Raw genomic sequence first — 20,289 nt, 5'->3', positions numbered from 1 at the left:
TAGTCTGCCCTGGTGGCCACCACGGAACGAGCACCGGTCGCAGCCTCGTCGCCACCTCCGAGCCGCGTCTGGCGGGTCCGGCTGCTGACCTGGCTCCTGGCCACCGCGGCCGGCGGGCTGCTGTACGTGAGCTTCCCGCCCCGAACGCTGTGGTGGCTGGCCCCGATCGCGTTCGCCGTGCTCGGCGCCGCGCTGCGGGGACGGCGGCTGCGGTCCGGATTCGCGCTGGGCTTCTGGTTCGGCGTCGGGTTCCAGCTGCCGTTGCTGGTCTGGATCGGGTCGCTGGTCGGCTCGCTGCCCTGGATCGCGCTGGTCGTGTTCGAGTCCCTGTTCCTCGGGCTGGCGGGTGCCCTGATGGCCGCCGTCTCCCGGATGCGCGGCGCGCCGGTCTGGGCGGCCGCCGTGTGGATCGCCGTCGAGGCTCTGCGCTCGCGGGTGCCGTTCGGCGGGTTCCCGTGGGGGCGCCCCGGGTTCGGGCAGGCGGACGGCCCGTTCCTGCCGGTCGCCTCGATCGGCGGGGTCCCGCTGCTGTCGTTCGTGACGGTGCTCGCCGGCCTCGCGCTGGCCGAGGTCGTCCGCAGGGCGCTGCGACGGGAGTGGCGCGCGTTCGCCGTGCCCGCGGCCGTGCTCGTGGTGGCCGCGGCCGCCGGACCGGTGGCCGCGCTGGTGCCGCCGACGCCGGGGCCCGCCGAGCGGACCGTCACGGTCGCCGCGATCCAGGGCAACGTGCCGCGGCTCGGCCTGGACTTCAACGCCCAGCGCCGGGCCGTGCTGGACAACCACGCCCGCGTCACCGAGCAGCTCGCCGCGGACGTCGCAGCGGGCCGGCAGCCGCAGCCGGACCTGGTGATCTGGCCGGAGAACTCGTCGGACATCGACCCGCTGCGCAACGCGGACGCGGCCGCGCGGATCGACGAGGCCGCCGCCGCGATCAGGGCGCCGATCCAGGTCGGGGCCGTGCTGTCCAACGGCGACCGCACCACGAGCAACGCGGCGCTCGTCTGGGAAGCCGGACGCGGTGTGGTCGACCGCGCCGACAAGCGCCGGATCCAGCCTTTCGGTGAGTACATGCCGTGGCGTTCCTTCTTCCGCCTGTTCTCGTCCTACGTGGACCGGGCCGGGTACTTCGTCCCGGGGCAGGGGCCCGGCGTCACGCAGATCGCGGGCGTGACCGCGGGTGTGGCGATCTGCTGGGAGGTCGCGTTCGACGACCTGGTCTCGGACAGCGTGGACGCCGGCGCGCAGATCCTGACCGTGCCCAGCAACAACGCCACGTTCGGGACGAGCGAGATGACGTTCCAGCAGCTCGCGATGTCGCGGGTGCGGGCCGTCGAGCACGACCGGCCGGTCGTCGTCGCGACCACCAGCGGCGTGAGCGCGATGATTCGCCCGGACGGCTCCGTGACGCAGGCGACCGGACAGTTCGTCCCCGGAGTGCTGGTCGAGCGTGTCCAGCTGGAGGGCACGACTACGCTGTCCGGGCGACTCGGAGCGCTGCCCGAGTGGGCCCTCACCGTCGTGGGTGTCCTCTCCGTGATCATCGCCTCCGGTGCGTCTCAGCGGTCGTTCAGGGCGCTGGGCGTAAGGTCGTCGGATCGCACGGGCCGAGGAGAGGACGAGCATGGCTGAGCCACCGGGGCCCGTACTGGTCGTGATCCCGACGTACGAGGAGGCCGACAACCTCGGCCCCACCCTCGCCCGTCTGCACGCCAGCGTCCCCGAGGCGGACGTCCTCGTCGTCGACGACGCGAGCCCGGACGGCACCGGGAGGCTCGCCGACTCGCTGGCCGATGCCGACGAGCGGGTCAGGGTGCTGCACCGCCCGGCCAAGAGCGGGCTCGGCGCGGCCTACCTCGCCGGGTTCGGCCACGCGCTGCGCGGCGAGCACCAGGTCGTCGTCGAGATGGACGCGGACGGCTCGCACGCCCCGGAGGACCTGCCCGCGCTGCTGCACGCGATCGACGACGCGGACGTCGTCCTCGGCTCCCGGTACGTCCCCGGCGGGCGGGTGGTCAACTGGCCCGCGCACCGCAAGCTGCTCTCCCGCGGCGGCAACCTCTACTCGCGGCTCGCCCTCGGCGTCCCGATCCGGGACATCACCGGCGGGTACCGCGTGTACCGGCGCCAGGTGCTCGAGGAACTGCACCTGGACAGCGTCTCGTCGCAGGGCTACTGCTTCCAGGTCGACATGGCGTGGCGCGCGGTGCAGGCCGGGTTCCGGGTCAGGGAGGTCGCGATCACGTTCACCGAGCGCACCCGCGGCGCGTCGAAGATGAACGGCTCGATCGTCGCCGAGGCGCTGTGGAAGGTGACCTGCTGGGGCGCCGCGGCGAGGTTCTCCCGACAGCTGCCCCCGGACCCGGTCGACCCCCTGGCCGAGGACCCGGTCCGCGCCTAGCCGTCAGGTCCGGATCGCGGCGAGTTCTCCGGCCAGGTCGTCCAGGCCGAGCGAGCCCTGGGACAGGGCCGTCATGTGCCAGGCCCTCAGGTCGAACGGGCGGCCGTCCGCCTCGTGCGCGCGACGCGCGGCGGCCCGCCCGTCCAGCCACGCCCGTTCGCCGAGCTTGTAGCCGATCGCCTGGCCCGGTCCGCCGAGGTAGCGCAGCAGCTCCGACGACGCCAGCTCCTCCGGGGCTCCGACGTGCCGGTCGAAGAACTCCCGTCCGAGCTCCGGTGTCCAGCGCTCACCGGCGCCGACCGGGGAGTCGTCCGGGATCGGCAGCGACAGGTGCATGCCGACGTCGATCACCACGCGCACGGCGCGCAGCATCTGGCCGTTCAGGTAGCCGAGCCGGGTGCCCGGGTCGGTGTGGTACCCGAGCTCGTCCATCAGCCGCTCCGCGTAGAGCGCCCACCCCTCCAGGTTCGCGCTGACCGCCCCGGCGACGGCCTGGTACGACGACAGCTCGCCGGCCCGCAGCACCCACTGCGCCAGCTGCAGGTGATGGCCCGGGACGCCCTCGTGGTACCAGGTGCTGACCAGGTCCCACATCGGGTAGCGGTCGTCGGCGGTGCGGGTCAGCCACGTCCGTCCCGGGCGGGAGAAGTCCAGCGACGGCATCGTGTAGTACGGCGCCGCCCCGCTTCCGGCCGGCGCCACGCACGCCTCGACGCGCCGGATCTGCTCGGCCAGGTCGAAGTGGGTGCGCCCGAGATCGGCGACGGTGTCGTCCATCATCCGCTGCAGACGCTCACGGGCCGGCTCGGCGCCGGCCACGACGTCGCCGTGGGCGTCCAGGTGTTCCATCGCCGCTCGCGGGTCGGTCGATCCGGGCAGCACGCGACCGGCCTCGGCGACCATCTCGTCGCGCAGCCGCCGGAACTCCGACCAGCCCCACTCGTAGACCTCGCCCGTGTCGATGTCGGCGCCGTTCCAGTAGCGCACGGCCCGGCGGTAGCGCTCCTCGCCGACGCCGTCCGGCGTGCCGTCGGTGGCGGGCAGGTAGTCCGACGCGAGCCAGTCCCGCAGCTCCGCGACGGCGCCGGTGGCGGCTGCGGCGGAGCGGTCCAGCTCGGCGCGCACCGTGTCGCCCACCGCCGCCTGCCCGGTGAACCCGGCGAACCAACCTCGGCCGTCGTCGTCCCGGGTCCACTCGTCGAGCTGCTCGACGAACCGCCGCACCTGCCGCGGCGCGGCGTACAGCCCGCGGCGCCCGCCTTCGACGAGCGAGGACCGGTACTGCGCGAGCGACTCCGGCACCCGCCCCATCCGGGTCGCGACGGTGTGCCAGTCGTCGTCGGTCTCGACCGGCATCAGCGCGAACACCATCCGCACGCCCGGCACCGGGCCGAACAGCTCGTGCACGGCGCGCAGCTGCTCGCCCGCATCGGACATCTCCAGGCGGGCCCGGACGCGCTCGTCGAGCAGCCGGGCGCAGCGCCGCTCGTCCGGGTCCGCAGGCGTCGCGTCGCCGACGAGCGCGGACAGGTCGTCGAGCACGGAACGGTCGAGCGCGTCGATCGCGGCCTGCCCGGCGGGGGAGAGGTCGGGAAGGGCGTCGCGGCCGTCGGAGAACCCGAGGTCCTCGGCGAGCAGCGGGTCCAGCGCGGCGAGACGGCGGACGTAGTCGTCGGCGAGGTCGCGCACCGGCCGGGTCGTGTCGCGGGTCAGGTCGGGCATCGGCCCATCATGCGCACCGCCGCACACACGACGGAGCCGGGCCCCTTCGCGGGACCCGGCTCCGTGGTGGTGTGGCGCGTCGCGGGTGGTTCGCCTCAGGCGATCTCGGCGCGGCGCTCGCGCAGGAGCGCAAGTCGCTCGTCGAGCAGCTCCTCGAGCTCGGCGATGGAACGCCGCTCGAGCAGCATGTCCCAGTGCGTGCGCGGGGGCTTCGCCTTCTTCTGCTCGGGCTCGTTGCCGTCGACACGGCGCCCGACGCCACCCTGCGGGGACTCCCAGGTGGCCGGCGGCTCGGCGTCGTTGGCGAACGGGACCTCGAACTCGTGGCCGTTGTCGGACACATAGCGAACCATCTGCCGCGGCGCCAGGTCGTGGTTGCGATCGGTCTCGTAGCTGACAGCTCCGAGCCGGCTGCCACGCAGTACGCGGTCGGCCATGCGTCACCCTCCTGTACGTTCGTGCCGAGGCCCTGACGAGCGGACCGCGGCGGTCACTTCGGCGCCACCAGGTGTAACGTTCGTGGTGTCACGGTCATTCCGGCGGCGAGGCGCCCGCGAGACCGCCGATGTACTCGGCGGTAACTCCCGTTCGCCCGACGAACCAGTGTGCCCTGTTCGCCGCCGATACACACGCTGATGTGACGTGTCAGCCATCTGTGACCTGTCTCACCACCCGTTAGCGCGATGTTCACGCACCCGAGCGGGGGAGTCTCAGCCGGTGACCGCGGGCGCCGGCCGCACATGGTCCGGCTTGCGCACCGGCAGCACCGCCGCGAGCCCCGCGACCAGCACGAGGATGATCCCGAGCAGGCCGAGCCGGTCTCCGCCGATGACCGTGAACAGGCCGATCAGCGCGGGCGAGATGAACGAGACGGCTCGGCCGGTGGTGGCGTAGAGCCCGAACAGCTGGCCCTCCTGGCCCTCCGGGCACAGCCGGCTCAGGTAGGACCGCGACGACGCCTGTGCCGGCCCGACGAACAGGCCGAGGATCAGACCGAACACCCAGAACAGCGTCGTGCCGGACACGAACAGCAGGATCAGGCCGACCACCACCAGGCCCGCCAGCGACCCGACGACGACGGCCTTGGGCCCGATCCGGTCGTCCAGCCGGCCCCCGGCCAGTGCGCCGAGCGCGGACACCACGTTGATCACGACACCGAAGATCAGCACCGTTCCCGGGTCCATGCCGTACACCGTCACCGCGATCACGCCGCCGAACGCGAAGATCGCGTTCAGCCCGTCGCGGAACAGCGCGCTCGCACCGAGGAAGTAGACCGTGTGCGGCTGGTCGCGCAGCAGCGCCCGCAGGTTCGCCAGCAGCGCCCGGTACGAGCCGACGACACCCAGGCGCGTGCGCTCGCCGGTCGGCCGGATCTCCGGGAGCGTCAGGAACATCGGCAGCGCGAACACGGTGAACCACACGGCGGCCACCAGCACGACGATCCGGATGTTCAGTCCGCCCTCGGTGCTCACCCCGAGCAGCCCGCCGTCGTCCGCGATGAAGCCGAAGTAGGAGACGGCGAGCAGGATGATCCCGCCGAAGTACCCGAGCGCCCAGCCGAACCCGGACACCCGCCCGACGTTCTCCGGCGTCGAGACCTGGGACAGCAGCGCGAAGTAGGACACCTGCGCGAGCTCGAAGAAGATCGACGCCAGCCCGAGCAGCAGCAGGCCGAGCCACAGGTAGTGGTAGTCGTCGTTGCGGACGAAGAACATCAGCAGCATCGCGACGACGACGGCGGCCGTCCACACGCCCGTCGAACGCAGGCGGTGGCCCGCCCGGTCCGCGCTCTGCCCGATCACGGGCGCCATCAGGGCGATCAGCAGTCCGGCAGCGGCCGTCGACCAGGACAGCCAGGCGTTCGGGGAGAGCGACCCCTCCGGCAGGTTCTTGCCGACCGAGTCCGTGAGGTACACCGAGAACACGAACGTCAGGACGATCGTGTTGAACGCCGACGAGCCCCAGTCCCACATGCCCCATGCCCAGACGCGGCCGCGGGACGGAGCGGCGGCAGCAGCGGCGGGGACGGCGTTCACGCGGCGAGCCTAACGGCGGACCCCGACAGTTCCGTCGGCAGAATCACGGATCTCTCCTACCGGACGGACCGGGCGGCCACGACGTCGCGCAGCACGTCCGGGCGGTCCGAGAGCAGGCCGTCGACGCCGAGGTCGAGCAGCCGGTTCATCTCCACCGCGTCGTCCACCGTCCAGACGTGGACCTCCCGGCCGAGCTCGTGCGCGACCGTCACGAACCGCCGGTCCACGACGGTCAGCGGCCCGAACCCGACGGGAACCTGCGCGAGCTGCCCCTCGACCGCCGGCAGCGCGGCCCCGGCCAGCCGGCCGATCGCCGGAACGGCCGACGCCCACGCCCTGCCGCGCAGCCCGAGCACGCCCCGCTGCCCGAGCGACGTGCACAGCCGCGGCCCGGCCTGCGCGCGGGCGGCGGTCAGGCGGGACTCGTCGAACGCGCCGAGGCAGACGCGGTCCCACGCGTCGAGCTCGTCGATCACGGCCAGCGCCGGTGCGACGACGGCGTCGGACTTCAGCTCGATCGTCACCCGCAGCCCGGGGATCGCGCGCAGGACGTCGTCGAGCCGCGGCACCCGCTCGCGCCCGCCGACCGACGCCTCGGCCACGACGGCCACTGGCAGCGCGTCGATCCGGCCGGTCCCGTCCGTCGTGCGGTCCAGCGTGGGGTCGTGGTGCACCACCACGACCCCGTCCGCCGTGCGGTGCACGTCCAGCTCGACGTAGCCGAGCCCCTCGTCGGCGGCGCGGACGAACGCGGCCAGCGTGTTCTCGCACCCGGCGAGATCGTCGACGTGCCAGCCCCGGTGGGCGTACGCGCGCGGGTAGGGACCGTCGAGGTAGGGGTGCCGGTCAGTCATGGGCCCCATCCTGGATCGTCCCCCGGCGAGGAAGGGGGAAACGTTCGGTGTCCAGCAGGGGTGCCATCAGGTCGCCGTGGCGCTCGAGACGTTCCGGCAGGTCGTCGAGCGTGAACGTCAGATCGGCGGGCTCCCGGCAGGCGTGCACCTCGTCCCAGGTCACGGGCGTCGCGACGGTCGGGCGCTCCCGCCCGCGCAGCGAGTAGCTGGCGATCGTCGTCTTGGCCGGGTTGTTCTGGCTCCAGTCCACGAACACCCGGTTCCGACGCCGGGCCTTGGCCATCACCGAGACGATCTCCTTGGGGTGCTCGGCGGCCAGCCGGTCGGCGACCTCGTGCGCGAACTCGGAGGTCTGCTCCGCCTTCGTCACGGTCACCGGCACGTAGAGCTGGAGGCCCTTGCCGCCGGACGTGCGGGGCCACGCCCGCAGCCCGTGCCCGTCGAGCAGCTCCTCGACGTGCTCGGCGACCCGGCAGCAGTCCACGACGGTCGTGCCGTCGCCCGGGTCCAGGTCGAACACGACGAGGTCCGGCGCGTGCCTGCCGTCGCGCGGGCCGAGGCGCCACTGCGGCACGTGCAGCTCCAGCGCGGCCAGGTTCGCGGCCCACGCCAGGTCCTCGGCGCTCGCCAGCACCGGGAAGTCGGCCGACTCCGAGCGTCCACCGGGCGTCCCGACCCGGGCCGTGCGCACCCAGTCCGGGGCGTGCCGGGACACGTCCTTCTCGAAGAACGACTGCTTCTCGACGCCGTCCGGCCAGCGGACCATCGTGACGGCCCGGTCGGCGATGTGCGGCAGCATGACGTCGGCGACGGCGAGGTAGTGCGCCAGGACGTCGCTCTTCGTCGTGCCGGTGCGCGGGTAGAGGACCTTGTCCGGGTTCGTGAGCTTCGCGCGTCCGTGGCCGGTGAGCGGGCCGCCCCGCTTCCGGGCCGACGTGCCGACCTCGACGCGGTCGTCGGATGCCACGGTGTCCTCCGGGTAGGGCGAGGTCTCGGCCACCGCCAGCACGGCGGGCAGCCCCTGTGCGGCGGCGGCCTGGAGCAACTCCGGGCCCGCGTCCGGGTAGACCGGCGCCACCCGCCAGTGCGGGCCCTGCGGCGCCAGCGCGTCCAGACGCTCCCGGCGCTCGTGCAGCGGAAGCGCCCGGACGTCCTCGCCGCCGGTGTGCAGCACGTCGGAGATCCACAGGTCACCGGACGTCGTCAGCTCGGCGTCCAGCAGGTGCCCGCTCGCCCCGAGCGACGGCCCGAACCCGCGCAACGACGACGGCACCGCGATCTCCTGGTTCCCGCCGGTCCCGTCCGGTGCCAGCAGCGTGACCCGGCCGCCGTCGCTGCGGACGAGCACCCGACGCCCGCCGAAGCGCACCTGCAGCCACCAGCCGTCGCCGTCCGGCAGCGCGTCCGCCTCGGTCGCGACGGCGAGCGGCAGGTCGCGGGGGAGCGGTTCCCCTTCCTGCTCGTCCGTCCCGCCCTTCATCCGGCGCAGCATCCAGGTGTCCCGCTTGCCGTCCGGCCGGTGCAGCAGCACGAACCGCCCGCGCGCCTTCGTGCCGTGCAGCGCGACGGCGACCTCGCGCTCGTTCCACTTCTCGGTCTCGTAGCGGCCGGTGTCCCACACCGACATCCGGCCGCCGCCGTACTCGCCCGCCGGGATCTCGCCCGCGAAGTCCAGGTACTCCATGGGGTGGTCCTCGGTCCGGATCGCCATCCGGACGGTCGAGGTGTCGGTCGGCAGGCCCTTCGGCACCGCCCAGGACGCGAGCACGCCGTCACGCTCCAGGCGCAGGTCCCAGTGCAGCGCCGTGGCGTGGTGCTCCTGGATCACGAACCGGTCGCCGGCGCCGGTCACCGACGGGTCGGTGTCCGGGATCGGTTCCGGTGTCCGCCGCGCGTCGCGCTTGCGGCGGTAGTCGTCCAGGGGCACGACGACAGCGTAGTGAGACCGGCGCCGGAGATCCTTGTGTCTGAGGGTGATCAAATGTCAGCATAGGTTTGCCTTCACCCAGGGAAGGGGCCGCTGTGTTCGCCTGCATCTGCGCCGCCGCGACGGAGTCCGAGGTGCGCTCGTGCGTGCACGCGGGCGCCCGGTCCGTCGACGACATCGGCGACGCGTGCGGCGCCGGCGCCGGATGCGGCAGCTGCCGCGAGCGCCTCGGGATCCTGCTGGCGACGTCCGCAGCGCCGGCCGAGCTGGACGGTCTCGCCGCCAGCGCCTGACCTTCCCCCAGGTAAGCCTCTGCGTTACCCAGTCCGTCCTGAGCGACGGACACGATCGGGTGCTGTCCTACCGTCGTCGCCGACACTGAACACCGGCGACGGATCGGACGGACGGCCATGCGCGGCGACCCCGAGGTCATCTCCCTGCTGAACGACCAGCTGACGAGCGAGCTCACGGCGATCAACCAGTACTTCCTGCACGCGAAGATGCAGCAGAACTGGGGCCTGACGAAGCTGGCCTCCTACACCCGCAGCGAGTCGATCGACGAGATGCGGCACGCGGAGAAGATCACCGACCGCATCCTGTTCCTCGAGGGCCTGCCCAACTACCAGCGCCTGTTCACGCTGAACATCGGGCAGACGGTGCGCGAGCAGCTGCGGGCCGACCTGCAGATCGAGCTCGACGTCGTGGAGCGCCTGCGCCCCGGCATCCGCATGTGCCGGGAGAAGGGCGACATCACCTCGGCGAACCTGTTCGAGGAGATCCTCGCCGACGAGGAGCACCACATCGACTACATCGAGACGAACCTGGAGCTGATGGACAGCCTCGGCGAGCAGCTCTACCTCGCCCAGCTCGTCGACCAGCCGCCGAACCCGGGCTGATCCCTCGTAGGACGCCGTCGCCGAGGTGTGGACGCACGCGTTCGAAGGTACGTTCGACCCATGACGGACGACCACAGCACCGACACGGCCGACCCGGGTACCGCCGAGAAGGACCCGGCCGACTGGACCACCGGCGACGAACCGATGACCGGCCCGCAGCGCTCCTACCTGGAGACGCTGCTCCAGCAGGCCGGGGAGGACGCCCCGGACGACCTGGAGCAGCTCAGCAAGTCCGAGGCGTCGCGGCGGATCGATGCCCTGCAGGAGCAGACCGGGCGGGGGCAGTAGCCGGTCGGCGACCCGCTCACCCGGCCCCGCTCGACGTGAACGTCACGGTCGTCGGAGGCTCGTCGAACCGCGCTGACGTTCACGTCGACGCCCCGCCCGGCGCACACGACGGGTGACAGGGCGCGTGCGACCTGACGCGAGCCGCGCCCGTCGTGGCACCATCGCCCGTGTGACCAGCCGACCCGCCGGCGACCAGCGCCTGCGCGACCTCGCGCGCCTGCGGCGTGTCCGCGACCGGATCGACCGCGAGTACGCCCAGCCCCTGGACGTCGAGGCACTCGCCCGCGGCGCGAACATGTCGGCCGGTCACCTGAGCCGCGAGTTCAAGCGCGCCTACGGCGAGTCGCCGTACAGCTACCTGATGACCCGCCGCATCGAGCGCGCGATGGCGCTGCTGCGCCGCGGGGAGCTGTCCGTCACCGAGGTCTGCTTCACCGTCGGCTGCTCGTCGCTGGGTACGTTCAGCACCCGGTTCACGGAGCTCGTCGGTGTCTCGCCGAGCGTCTACAAGCGACAGGCGGCGCGGGCGGCGGAGGGCATCCCGTCGTGCGTGGCGAAGCAGGTCACGAGACCGGTCAGGAATCGAGAAGCACCGGCGGGCATGCCGCTCCTAGCGTGAACGGCATGGACCTCAGCATTCACGTCACCGCCCTTCCGCACGACGATCCCGATGCCTCGCTCGCGTTCTACCGCGACGTCCTCGGATTCGAGGTGCGCAACGACGTCGGCAGCGGCGCCATGCGTTGGATCACGATCGGCCCGGCCGACCAGCCGGGGACGTCGATCCTCCTCGCGCCGCCGACGGCCGATCCCGGGATCACCGACGACGAGCGCCGCACGGTCGCCGAGATGATGGCGAAGGGCACCTACGGCTGGATCATGCTGGCCACCAAGAACCTCGACGAGACGTTCGACCGGCTGCAGGCGGGCGACGCCGAGGTCGTCCAGGAGCCGACCGACCAGCCGTGGGGTGCGCGCGACTGCGCGTTCCGCGACCCGGCCGGCAACCTGGTCCGCATCACGGAGCAGTCGTGAACGCCCTCCGGTCGGTCACCCTCGAGGTGCCCGACCCGGATGCTGCGCGGGCGTTCCACAAGTCGGTCCTCGGAGCCGACCTGCCGGTGCACGTCCGCGCGGGGGACAGCCCGACCAGCGGGTTCCGCGGGTACACGCTCTCGCTGGTGGTGGCCCGGCCCGGCATGGTCGACTCGCTGGCTACCGCGGCGCTCGACACCGGAGCCACCACGATCAAGCCGGTCGCGAAGAGCTTCTGGGGCTACGGCTGCGCCCTGCGGGGACCGGACGGGGCGGTCTGGACGTTCGCCTCGTCGTCGAAACGCCACGACGGGCCCGCCGAGCCGGTGATCGACAGCACCGTCCTGCTGCTCGGCGTCGCCGCCGTCACGGCGTCGAGGCAGTTCTACACGGGCAGGGGCCTCACGGCGGCGAAGAGCTTCGGCGGCAGGTACGTGGAGTTCGACCGCGGCGGGTCACCGATCACGCTCGCCCTGCTGGGCCGCAAGGCACTGGCGAAGAACGGCGGCGTCGACCCCGACGGCACCGGGTCGTCGCGGATCGTGCTCGGTGGGGACACCGACCCGTTCACCGACCCCGACGGCTTCGTCTGGGAAACGTCTTCCTGACCCCGCGCGATTCAACACCGCGAGAACCCGCACATTCCGGACGGAGACCGATGAGCACCAGCACGGACACGCGGTCGGCGGCCGAGCACACCGCCGACACCCACGATCTGATCCGGGTCGTCGGTGCGCGGGAGAACAACCTGCGCGACGTGCACGTCGAGATCCCGAAGCGACGGCTGACCGTGTTCACCGGCGTCTCCGGCTCCGGCAAGAGCTCCCTGGTCTTCCACACGATCGCCGCCGAGTCCCAGCGGATGATCAACGAGACGTACAGCTCGTTCGTGCAGGGGTTCATGCCGACGCTGAACCGGCCGGACGTCGACGTTCTGGACGGCCTGACCACCGCGATCATCGTCGGGCAGGAGCGGATGGGCGGTGACGTCCGCTCCACCGTCGGCACCGCGACCGACACCGGCGCGATGCTGCGGATCCTGTTCAGCCGGCTCGGACAGCCGCACGTCGGTGGCCCGCAGGCGTTCTCGTTCAACGTCGCCTCGATCAGCGGCGCCGGTGCGGTGACCGTGACCAAGGGCGGCCGGGAGGTCAAGGAGCGCAGGGAGTTCAGCGTCACCGGCGGCATGTGCCCGCGCTGCGAGGGCCGCGGCACGGCGTCCGACTTCGACCTCACGGCGATCTTCGACGAGAACAAGTCGATCAACGAGGGCGCGATCACGATCCCCGGCATGAGCATGGACGGCTGGTTCGGCCGGATCCTGCGCGGCACCGGGTTCTTCGACCCGGACAAGCCGATCAAGCAGTTCACGAAGCCCCAGCTCAACGCCCTGCTCTACAAGGAACCGACGAAGCTCAAGATCGAGGGAATCAACCTCACCTACACCGGACTGATCAACCAGATCCAGAAGTCGTTCCTGTCCAAGGACCGGGAGGCGATGCAGCCGCACATCCGGGCGTTCGTGGACCGGGCCGTCGTGTTCACCACCTGCCCGGAGTGCGACGGGACGCGCCTGGCCGAGACGGCCCGCTCGTCGAAGATCAAGGGGGTCCACATCGGCGAGGCGTCTGCCATGCAGATCAGCGACCTCGCCGAGTGGGTCCGCGGGCTCGACGAGCCGTCGGTCGGGCCGTTGCTGGAGAACCTGTCCGAGACGCTCGACTCGTTCGTCGAGATCGGGCTCGGGTACCTGTCGCTGGACCGGCCGGCCGGGACGCTCTCCGGCGGCGAGGCGCAGCGCACGAAGATGGTCCGTCACCTCGGGTCGGCGCTGACCGACGTGACCTACGTGTTCGACGAGCCGACCGTCGGCCTGCACCCGCACGACATCGACCGCATGAACAACCTGCTGATCCGGCTGCGGGACAAGGGCAACACCGTGCTCGTCGTGGAGCACAAGCCCGAGACGATCGCGATCGCCAACCGCGTCGTCGATCTCGGGCCCGGTGCGGGCTCGGCCGGCGGGGAGATCGTGTTCGAGGGCACGCTGGACGAGCTGCGGGCCTCCGACACGCTGACCGGCCGCCACCTCGACGACCGCGCCCGGATCAAGGAGAGCGTGCGGACGCCGAACGGCGCGCTCGAGGTTCGGGGCGCGGACGACCACAATCTGAAGGGCGTCGACGTCGACATCCCGCTCGGCGTGCTGACCGTCGTCACCGGTGTCGCGGGCTCCGGCAAGAGCTCGCTGATCAACGGGTCGGTGGCGAAACGGGACGGCATCGTCGTCGTCGACCAGTCCGCGATCAAGGGCTCTCGGCGCAGCAACCCGGCCACCTACAGCGGGCTGCTCGAGCCGATCCGCAAGCAGTTCGCCAAGGTCAACGGCGTGAAGCCGGCCCTGTTCAGCGCGAACTCCGAGGGCGCCTGCCCGAACTGCAACGGCGCCGGTGTGATCGACACCGACCTGGGCATGATGGCCGGCACGGCGACCCTCTGCGAGGTGTGCGAGGGCCGCCGGTTCGACGAGTCGGTGCTCGAGTACAAGCTGGGCGGCCGTGACATCGCGGAGGTGCTCGCGATGTCGGTGGCCGAGGCGATGGACTACTTCGCGGCGGGGGACGCGAAGACGCCTGCCGCGCACAAGATCCTCGTGCGGCTGGGCGACGTCGGGCTGGGCTATCTCAAGATCGGTCAGCCGCTGACCACGCTGTCCGGTGGTGAGCGTCAGCGCCTCAAGCTGGCCACGCAGATGGCCGAGTCCGGTGGGGTCTACGTGCTCGACGAGCCGACCACCGGCCTGCACCTGGCCGACGTCGAACAGCTGCTCGGGCTGCTGGACCGGCTCGTCGAGGCGGGCAAGTCGGTGATCGTCATCGAGCACCACCAGGCCGTGATGGCGCACGCCGACTGGATCATCGATCTCGGTCCGGGCGCGGGTCACGACGGCGGGCGGATCGTGTTCGAGGGCACGCCCGCCGATCTCGTCGCGGACCGGTCCACGCTGACCGGTCAGCACCTGGCGGCCTACGTCGGCGCCTGAGGAGTCCGGGAAGCACGTGGGGCCCGGCCGTCTCGGCCGGGCCCCACGTTGTGACTGTCGTGTACTCAATGATCCAGATGCTTGGAGGCTGTTCTGATGGATCACCCTCCCACTCGTCTCGATCCGGTCGCCGTCCCTGTGGCGTTCACGACTGCCTTCTCATCGACCACCCCGTGATAGCCGATCCTGCCGGCCGTCGTCAAGACGTGAACGCCGAAGCGACTCGGACGATGCTCCGGGGGACCGCCGGCATCGGTCACGGTGCGGGGCAGCGGGACGTCGCGCTGAGGCGAACGCCACCCCGGCTTGATCGACAGCACTACTGAGGTTAGGCTTACCTCGTCGCTTCGTGGTGGGAGCGGCGCGTCAGTTCGGGTGGATGGTGGCCCGGCCGCCGGTGCAGGTCGTGCGGTCGGGCCACCATCGTGTCGCGCCCGAGCAGGGACGGGAGCCGGCGGGCGGGAGAGGCCCGTCAGCTACCGTCGGCCGATGGACCTGGCGCAACGGATCGAAGCGCGGGGGAGTGAGTTCCTGCTCTTCGCGTTGACTCCACCGCGACTGACCGTCACTCGTGAGCAGGCCCAGAAGGTCGCCGACGTGACACAGAAGCGCCTGGCCCCGGTGGGCCTCGACGGTCTCGTCCTGTACGACATCGACGAGGAGAGCGACCGCAACCCCCAGGAGCGGCCGTTTCCCTTTCTGCCCACGATCGATCCGGCAACCTTCCGTGCCCGGAACCTGGAGGGCTGGAGCACGCCGGTCGTGGTGTACCGCGCCGTCGGCAAGTACGAGGAGAGTGATCTCCGTGCATGGTTGGAAGCCCAGGACGCCGATCACACACTGACGGTGTTCGTCGGTGCGTCGTCCCGGGACAGGCAGTCGGCGACCTCGCTCGTCCGTGCCCATGAGCTGTGGGCGCGGACACGACCCGATCTACGACTCGGGGGCGTCACGATTCCCGAGCGGCACACCCGCCGGGGCGACGAGCACCTGCGGCTGATCTCGAAACAGGAAGCCGGGTGCTCCTTCTTCGTCACGCAGGTCGTCTACGACGTCAACGCAGCGAAGAACCTGGTGTCGGACTATCGCTACGAATGCGCCGCGCGGGGCCTCGATCCCGTGCCGGTCGTGTTCACGTTCTCGGTGTGCGGCTCTCTCAGGACGCTGGAGTTCCTCGGGTGGCTCGGCGTCGACGTGCCCCGCTGGATCCAGAACGACCTGCGCCACGTCGCCGACACGCTCCAGGCGTCGTACGAGCACTCGCTCGGCGCCGCACGTGAACTGATCGAATACTGCCGGCGCATGCGGGTTCCGTTCGGGGTCAACGTCGAGAGCGTCTCGATCCGTCTCGCCGAGATCGAGGCCTCGGTGGCCCTCGCGCAGCAGCTCGAGCGGGAGCTCCGTCGCCCGAGGTAGCCGAGATGCGTCGTCGGTGATCGACACCCAGGTATTGAGCCGATAATGTGCGTTATGACAGTTCCGGTGTAGCCGGCCCCCCTGGCGGGACCCGTTGTGTGCGTGGACGATCCGCACTCAGGCGGTCTCCTCGATCACGGCCAGCACCACCGGGGCGTCCTGACCCGGCCAGGTGCCGGTGAGGGCCGGACGGTTCGCGGCGTCGACGCCGTCCGGCAGCACCCGCGCGACGATCACGTCCACGGCGCCGGCCTGCACCGTCGTCGACGTCCCGTCCTCGACGAGCGTGACCCGGGCGAAGCGCGGGACATCGATCTCCGTCGACGTCGCACCGCGGACGAGGACGTCCGGGTCGCGCGGCATCTCCAGGCCGCTCGCCTGCTTGATCAGCACCGGCGCCTGCTCCCCTCCGGTGAGCACGGTCGTCGCCAGCGCGGTCAGGTACACGTGGTCGCCGCACCCGTCGTAGACGTAGCGCGTGCCCAGCACGGAGTGCTCGGTCGTGCCGATCAGGTGGTCGTCCATGCCGAACGGCTTCCTCGCCCGGTAGGTGACCGGGATGTGGAGTGTCGCCGTCCCCGCTCGCACGACGTGCGTCTCGATGCCGACCTCACCCGCCGGGTCGTCGAACCGGTAGGCGCCGACGCGCTCGAGCTCGGTCGCCCCGGCGGCCCACGGCTTCGACGGCAGCCACCCGGCCAGCAGGTCGTACTTGCCGGGCGTCAGCTCTGCCTCGTAGATCACGGCCACGGAGCGGACGGTACCGCTCGGGCGCCGGCCGGGTGAGATGACGCTGATGGTTCCCGGCCTCTCCCGGCCGAACGATGGAGGTCATCTCACGCGGGGTGAGAGCTGAACCGCCACACCCGCCGGGTCAGCGGACGCTCTCGCCGGTCTCCTCGTCGATCGCTCCACGCCGGACGCGCGGCGGCGGTGGCGGCTCGAGCGGGGCGGTCACCCCGGCAGAGCCCGGTCCGCGACGCAGCCAGAGCGTCACCACGGTGTGCGGGGCGACCCGCTCCCCCGGCCCCGGCTTCTGGTTCTCGACGAGGAAGTCCTGCGACTCGTCGTCGAACGGCGGCAGCAACGGGTCGTCGCTGACCCCGTGCAGGGACGACCGGTGCAACCGGGCGAGGGCCGCCTGCCATCTGTGGCCGCGGACGTCGGGCACCGGGATCGCCTGCCGGTCGCCGTGCACGAGGGGGTCCTCCGGATCCACCGGCCGTCCCTCGGCATCCAGGTCCCTCCAGCGCTCCCACGCCGATTGGCGGGTGACGCCGAGGCGCGTCGCGATCTCGGCCCACGAGCGGCCGTCGGCGCGGGCGTCGCGCACCGCCTCCAGCTCGACGCGGTCCAGCAGGCGGCGCAGCTCTCCGATATCGGTCAGGGCCTCCAGCGCGTCGGCACGCCGACGACGGGCCAGGCGCTGCCACGCCTCGCTCCCCTCGTCCCACATCCGATCGGCCACGTCGTGTGGCTAGCCTGACAGCGGCGCCCCTTCAATGCGGATCTTTGGGACACCCCACCCTTGCGACGTGCAACCTCGCACGTCGAGGGAGAGGCTGTCCGGACGACCGACGAGGGGGCGATCCGATGGCGGACACGGCATCCACGACCGGGACGGCGGCGGTGCTGGACCGCCTCCCGGTGACCGGATGGCACTGGCGGCTGACCGTGCTGGTGGGGCTCGGGTCGTTCTTCGACCTCTACGAGGTGTTCCTCGGCGGCGTGCTCGCCCCGGTGCTGGCGACCGAGTTCGGGCTGGGCAGCACCGGCAAGGCGCTCGTGATCGCGGCCGGGTTCGCCGGCATGTTCGTCGGCGCCAACGTGCTCTCCGTCGTCGCGGACCGGCTCGGGCGCCGACGGGTGTTCATCCTGAACCTGCTCGTCTACTCGCTGTTCTCGCTGGCCGCCGCGTTCTCGCCGAACATCGAGACGTTCCTGGTGCTGCGGTTCATCGCCGGCATCGGGCTGGGTGCGGAGCTCGTGCTGGTGGACACCTACCTCGCCGAGTTCGTCCCCGGACGGGTGCGCGGGCGGATGACGGCGTGGGCGTACACGGTCGGGTTCCTCGGCGTCCCGCTGGCCGCCCTGCTCGGCGGCAAGCTCGTCGCGAAGCAGGAGCTGTTCGGCATCGACGGCTGGCGCTGGCTGCTCGTGTTCGGCGGCCTCGGCGCCGTGTTCGTCCTGCTCGTGCGCGCCATGCTGCCGGAGTCGCCACGCTGGCTGGAGAGCGTCGGGCGCGACGCCGAGGCGTGGTCGGTCGTGCGGTCGGTCGTGGCGAAGGTGGCACCGGGGACGGCCGTGCCGGAGGAACCCGGGCCGGCCCGCACCCGCGAGGACGCCCGCGGGGTCGGCGAGGTGCTGCGGATCGCGTTCCGCGACTACCGCAGACGCAGCGTCATGCTCGTCGTGTTCCAGATCCTGCAGACCGTCGCCTACTACGGGTTCGGCACGCTCGCCCCGCTCGTGCTGGTGGCCAAGGGGTTCGAGGTCACCGACTCGCTCGGCTACGCGGCGCTGAGCTTCGCCGGCTATCCGCTGGGCTCGCTCGCCTCGGTGCCGCTCGTGGAACGGTTCGAGCGCAAGTACCTGATCATCGCCTCGGCGCTGGGGATCGCGGTGTTCGGCATCGTGTTCGCCGCGGCATCCACTGTGGTCCTGATCGTCGCGGCCGGATTCCTGCTCACCGCCGTGTCCAATGTGTTCTCCAACGCGTTCCACATCTACCAGGCGGAGATCTTCCCGACGGCGATCCGCAGCACGGCCAGCGGCGTCGCGTACTCGTTGTCGCGGGCCACCTCGGTCGTGCTGCCGTTCATCGCCGTGCCGCTGCTCGGCAGTCTCGGCCCGGTCGCCGTGTTCACCGGCTCGGCGGTGCTGATCGTCGTGCTCTGCCTCGACGTCGGCCTGCTCGGTCCACTGTCGACCGGCCTGTCGCTGGAGGAGGTCAGGGGAAACGCCGCTACCGAGCAGTAACCTCGACGCTCCCCCGTCGTTGATCCTCGCGAACGCACCGATGCGAGGGGGACGACGTGGGTCGACGGGGACGGATCGCCGGGATCGTGGCGGCACTCGCCGTGGCGGGTGCGCTGGTGGCGGTGGCGCCGATGGCCGAGGCCTCTCCCCCGCCCGCCCCGAACGTCCTCGACCCCTCCCCTCCGGGGTCCAACGACTGGTCGTGCGAGCCGTCCGAGGCGCACCCGAACCCCGTCGTGCTCGTGCACGGCCTGTCCGCGAACCAGGCCAACAACTGGGGTTACATCGCACCGCAGCTGGCCGGCGCCGGGTACTGCGTGTTCTCGCTGACCTACGGCGCCAGCGGACCGCCCACCGTCGGCGGCCTGGCTCCGATGGAGCAGAGCGCCGAGCAACTGTCCGCGTTCGTCGACCGCGTCCGCGACGCGACCGGCGCGGCCAAGGTCGACATCGTCGGCCACTCCGAGGGCAGCCTGATGCCCGACTACTACGTCAAGTTCCTCGGCGGCGCCGAGAAGGTCGACCGCTACGTCGGCATGACGCCCCTGTGGGACGGCACCGAGACGGCCGGGCTCGCGCTGCTGAACCGCACCGGGCAGCAGCTCGGTCTCGACCCGGTGCTGCGCGCGTCGCTGGACCCGGTGTGCGGGTCCTGCCGCCAGTTCCTCACCGGCTCGGACTTCCTGAAGAAGCTGAACTCCGACGGCGGGCCGGCCGTCGAGGGTGTCACGTACACGATGATCCTGACCCGCTACGACGAGCTCGTCGTCCCGTACACGAGCGGGCTGCTCGACGGCGCCACGAACATCGTGCTGCAGGACGGCTGCCCGACCGACCTGGCCGAGCACGTCGCCGTTGCGTTCGACCCGGTCACGTTGCAGCACATCCGCAACGCCCTCGATCCGGACCACGCCACGCCGGTGCGGTGCACGCCGGTCGGGCCGGACGCGCCGACCGCCGCCACGAGCTGAGTGACAGGCTGGTCGCCGTGAGCACCGCGGCCGACCTCGCCGACGCCGTCTCCCGGGGAGAGGCGTGCACCGACCTCGATCTCACCGAGGCCCGGCTGCGCGACACCGACCTGTCCGGGGCCCGCCTGACCGGTTGCGACCTGTCCGGCGCCGACCTGCGCGGCGCGGCGCTGGACCGGGCGCGGATCGACGGCGGGTCGCTGGCCGGTGCGGACCTGCGGGAGGCGGACCTGTCGGACGCCGTCCTGACCGGTGTCGACCTCTCCGGTGCCCGGCTGGGCGGGGCACTGCTCGGAGACACCCGGTTCGACGGGTGCCGCATGATCGGCGTCGACCTGCGCGGCCTGCGCGGTCTGGCGGCGGCGTTCCACCTGTCCGGCTGCAACCTGCAGGTCGCGGACATGCAGGAGCTGCACCTCAAGGGCATGCGGATCGTCGAGTGCGATCTGTCCGAGGCCGATCTGCGCGGCGCGGACCTGCGCGAGACGGTGTTCGAGCGCTGCCGCCTGCGCGGCACGGCATGGCGTCACGCCCGCCTCGGTGCGGCCGATCTACGCGGCTGCGACCTCGGGGAGGTCACCGCGGACACGCCACGTGATCTGGCCGGTGCCATCGTCTCCCCCGCCCAGGCGGGTGCGATCTGCACGGCGCTGGGGCTCACCGTCCTGGAGTGAGGGCGGTCGCGACCGTGATCGGTCCCAGCGGAGGACGACGGCCACCGGTG

General features: G+C 71.7%; 20 protein-coding genes. 13 read left to right on the top strand and 7 right to left on the bottom strand.

The features are described 5' to 3' along the window. Nucleotides 1-12: 12 nt before the first annotated feature. Together lnt and EV378_RS35010 are read left to right on the top strand one after the other, a co-directional pair. A complete protein-coding gene (lnt, locus tag EV378_RS35015) occupies nucleotides 13-1,629 on the top strand; it encodes an apolipoprotein N-acyltransferase (RefSeq protein WP_243653919.1) in 1,617 nt (538 codons plus the stop codon). Next, complete coding sequence (locus EV378_RS35010) at nucleotides 1,622-2,398, top strand: polyprenol monophosphomannose synthase (RefSeq protein ID WP_132432342.1); 777 nt, start codon at nucleotides 1,622-1,624, stop codon at nucleotides 2,396-2,398. The genes lnt and EV378_RS35010 overlap by 8 nt, the downstream gene beginning before the upstream one ends. 3 nt (nucleotides 2,399-2,401) lie before the next feature. On the opposite strand, the gene EV378_RS35005 is transcribed toward EV378_RS35010, so the two are convergent. The 5 genes from EV378_RS35005 to ligD form a co-directional block, all read right to left on the bottom strand. Continuing rightward, nucleotides 2,402-4,120 carry a DUF885 domain-containing protein gene (locus EV378_RS35005; protein ID WP_132432340.1) on the bottom strand — a complete coding sequence of 573 codons (1,719 nt, stop codon included), beginning with the start codon at nucleotides 4,118-4,120 and terminating at the stop codon, nucleotides 2,402-2,404. Nucleotides 4,121-4,215: 95 nt separating this feature from the next. Beyond that, on the bottom strand, nucleotides 4,216-4,557 hold the full coding sequence (locus EV378_RS35000; protein ID WP_132432338.1) for an RNA polymerase-binding protein RbpA: 342 nt from the start codon (nucleotides 4,555-4,557) through the stop codon (nucleotides 4,216-4,218). A gap of 273 nt (nucleotides 4,558-4,830) precedes the next feature. Continuing rightward, nucleotides 4,831-6,156 carry an MFS transporter gene (locus tag EV378_RS34995; RefSeq protein WP_243653918.1) on the bottom strand — a complete coding sequence of 442 codons (1,326 nt, stop codon included), beginning with the start codon at nucleotides 6,154-6,156 and terminating at the stop codon, nucleotides 4,831-4,833. Between the two features lie 56 nt (nucleotides 6,157-6,212). After that, a complete protein-coding gene (locus EV378_RS34990) occupies nucleotides 6,213-7,010 on the bottom strand; it encodes a glycerophosphodiester phosphodiesterase family protein (protein WP_132432336.1) in 798 nt (265 codons plus the stop codon). After that, nucleotides 7,003-8,937 carry a non-homologous end-joining DNA ligase gene (ligD, locus tag EV378_RS36980; protein ID WP_207908952.1) on the bottom strand — a complete coding sequence of 645 codons (1,935 nt, stop codon included), beginning with the start codon at nucleotides 8,935-8,937 and terminating at the stop codon, nucleotides 7,003-7,005. Before ligD ends, EV378_RS34990 begins: the two co-directional genes overlap by 8 nt. A gap of 95 nt (nucleotides 8,938-9,032) precedes the next feature. Between ligD and EV378_RS34980 the strand changes: the two genes are divergently transcribed. The 8 genes from EV378_RS34980 (at nucleotide 9,033) to EV378_RS34945 (ending at nucleotide 15,615) form a co-directional block, all read left to right on the top strand. Further along, entirely contained in the window at nucleotides 9,033-9,230 is a 198-nt protein-coding gene (locus EV378_RS34980) for a (2Fe-2S)-binding protein (RefSeq protein WP_132432332.1), read from the top strand. A gap of 117 nt (nucleotides 9,231-9,347) precedes the next feature. Further along, nucleotides 9,348-9,833, top strand: a complete 486-nt coding sequence (gene bfr, locus EV378_RS34975) for a bacterioferritin (protein WP_132432330.1) — start codon at nucleotides 9,348-9,350, stop codon at nucleotides 9,831-9,833. Between the two features lie 60 nt (nucleotides 9,834-9,893). After that, nucleotides 9,894-10,121 (top strand): DUF3072 domain-containing protein, encoded by a 228-nt coding sequence (locus EV378_RS34970; RefSeq protein WP_132432328.1) that lies wholly within the window; start codon nucleotides 9,894-9,896, stop codon nucleotides 10,119-10,121. 169 nt (nucleotides 10,122-10,290) lie between these two features. Then, nucleotides 10,291-10,740 carry a helix-turn-helix transcriptional regulator gene (locus EV378_RS34965; protein WP_132432326.1) on the top strand — a complete coding sequence of 150 codons (450 nt, stop codon included), beginning with the start codon at nucleotides 10,291-10,293 and terminating at the stop codon, nucleotides 10,738-10,740. A 5-nt stretch (nucleotides 10,741-10,745) separates the two neighbouring features. Continuing rightward, nucleotides 10,746-11,156, top strand: coding sequence for a VOC family protein (locus tag EV378_RS34960; RefSeq protein WP_132432324.1), 411 nt, complete (start codon nucleotides 10,746-10,748; stop codon nucleotides 11,154-11,156). Next, entirely contained in the window at nucleotides 11,153-11,764 is a 612-nt protein-coding gene (locus tag EV378_RS34955) for a VOC family protein (RefSeq protein WP_132432322.1), read from the top strand. The genes EV378_RS34960 and EV378_RS34955 overlap by 4 nt, the downstream gene beginning before the upstream one ends. A gap of 50 nt (nucleotides 11,765-11,814) precedes the next feature. Beyond that, entirely contained in the window at nucleotides 11,815-14,199 is a 2,385-nt protein-coding gene (locus tag EV378_RS34950; RefSeq protein WP_132432320.1) for an ATP-binding cassette domain-containing protein, read from the top strand. 489 nt (nucleotides 14,200-14,688) lie between these two features. After that, nucleotides 14,689-15,615 (top strand): methylenetetrahydrofolate reductase, encoded by a 927-nt coding sequence (locus EV378_RS34945; RefSeq protein WP_132432318.1) that lies wholly within the window; start codon nucleotides 14,689-14,691, stop codon nucleotides 15,613-15,615. A gap of 117 nt (nucleotides 15,616-15,732) precedes the next feature. On the opposite strand, the gene EV378_RS34940 is transcribed toward EV378_RS34945, so the two are convergent. Next, nucleotides 15,733-16,365, bottom strand: coding sequence for a maltokinase N-terminal cap-like domain-containing protein (locus tag EV378_RS34940; protein WP_132432316.1), 633 nt, complete (start codon nucleotides 16,363-16,365; stop codon nucleotides 15,733-15,735). A gap of 124 nt (nucleotides 16,366-16,489) precedes the next feature. After that, a complete protein-coding gene (locus EV378_RS35720) occupies nucleotides 16,490-17,083 on the bottom strand; it encodes a PASTA domain-containing protein (protein ID WP_165922626.1) in 594 nt (197 codons plus the stop codon). 125 nt (nucleotides 17,084-17,208) lie between these two features. On the opposite strand from EV378_RS35720, the gene EV378_RS34930 reads away from it, so the two are divergent. The 3 genes from EV378_RS34930 to EV378_RS34920 all read left to right on the top strand — a co-directional run bounded on the left by EV378_RS34930 (nucleotide 17,209) and on the right by EV378_RS34920 (nucleotide 20,239). Beyond that, entirely contained in the window at nucleotides 17,209-18,594 is a 1,386-nt protein-coding gene (locus EV378_RS34930) for an MFS transporter (protein WP_132432314.1), read from the top strand. A gap of 131 nt (nucleotides 18,595-18,725) precedes the next feature. Next, entirely contained in the window at nucleotides 18,726-19,565 is an 840-nt protein-coding gene (locus EV378_RS34925; protein WP_132433148.1) for a lipase family alpha/beta hydrolase, read from the top strand. 17 nt (nucleotides 19,566-19,582) lie between these two features. Continuing rightward, nucleotides 19,583-20,239, top strand: a complete 657-nt coding sequence (locus EV378_RS34920; protein WP_165922625.1) for a pentapeptide repeat-containing protein — start codon at nucleotides 19,583-19,585, stop codon at nucleotides 20,237-20,239. Nucleotides 20,240-20,289 lie beyond the last annotated feature (50 nt).

The sequence above is a fragment of the Pseudonocardia endophytica genome (genome assembly GCF_004339565.1).
Lineage (GTDB): Bacteria > Actinomycetota > Actinomycetes > Mycobacteriales > Pseudonocardiaceae > Pseudonocardia > Pseudonocardia endophytica.
Note: the sequence above shows the minus strand (reverse complement) of the source record. Positions and strands in the feature narration are given on the sequence as shown.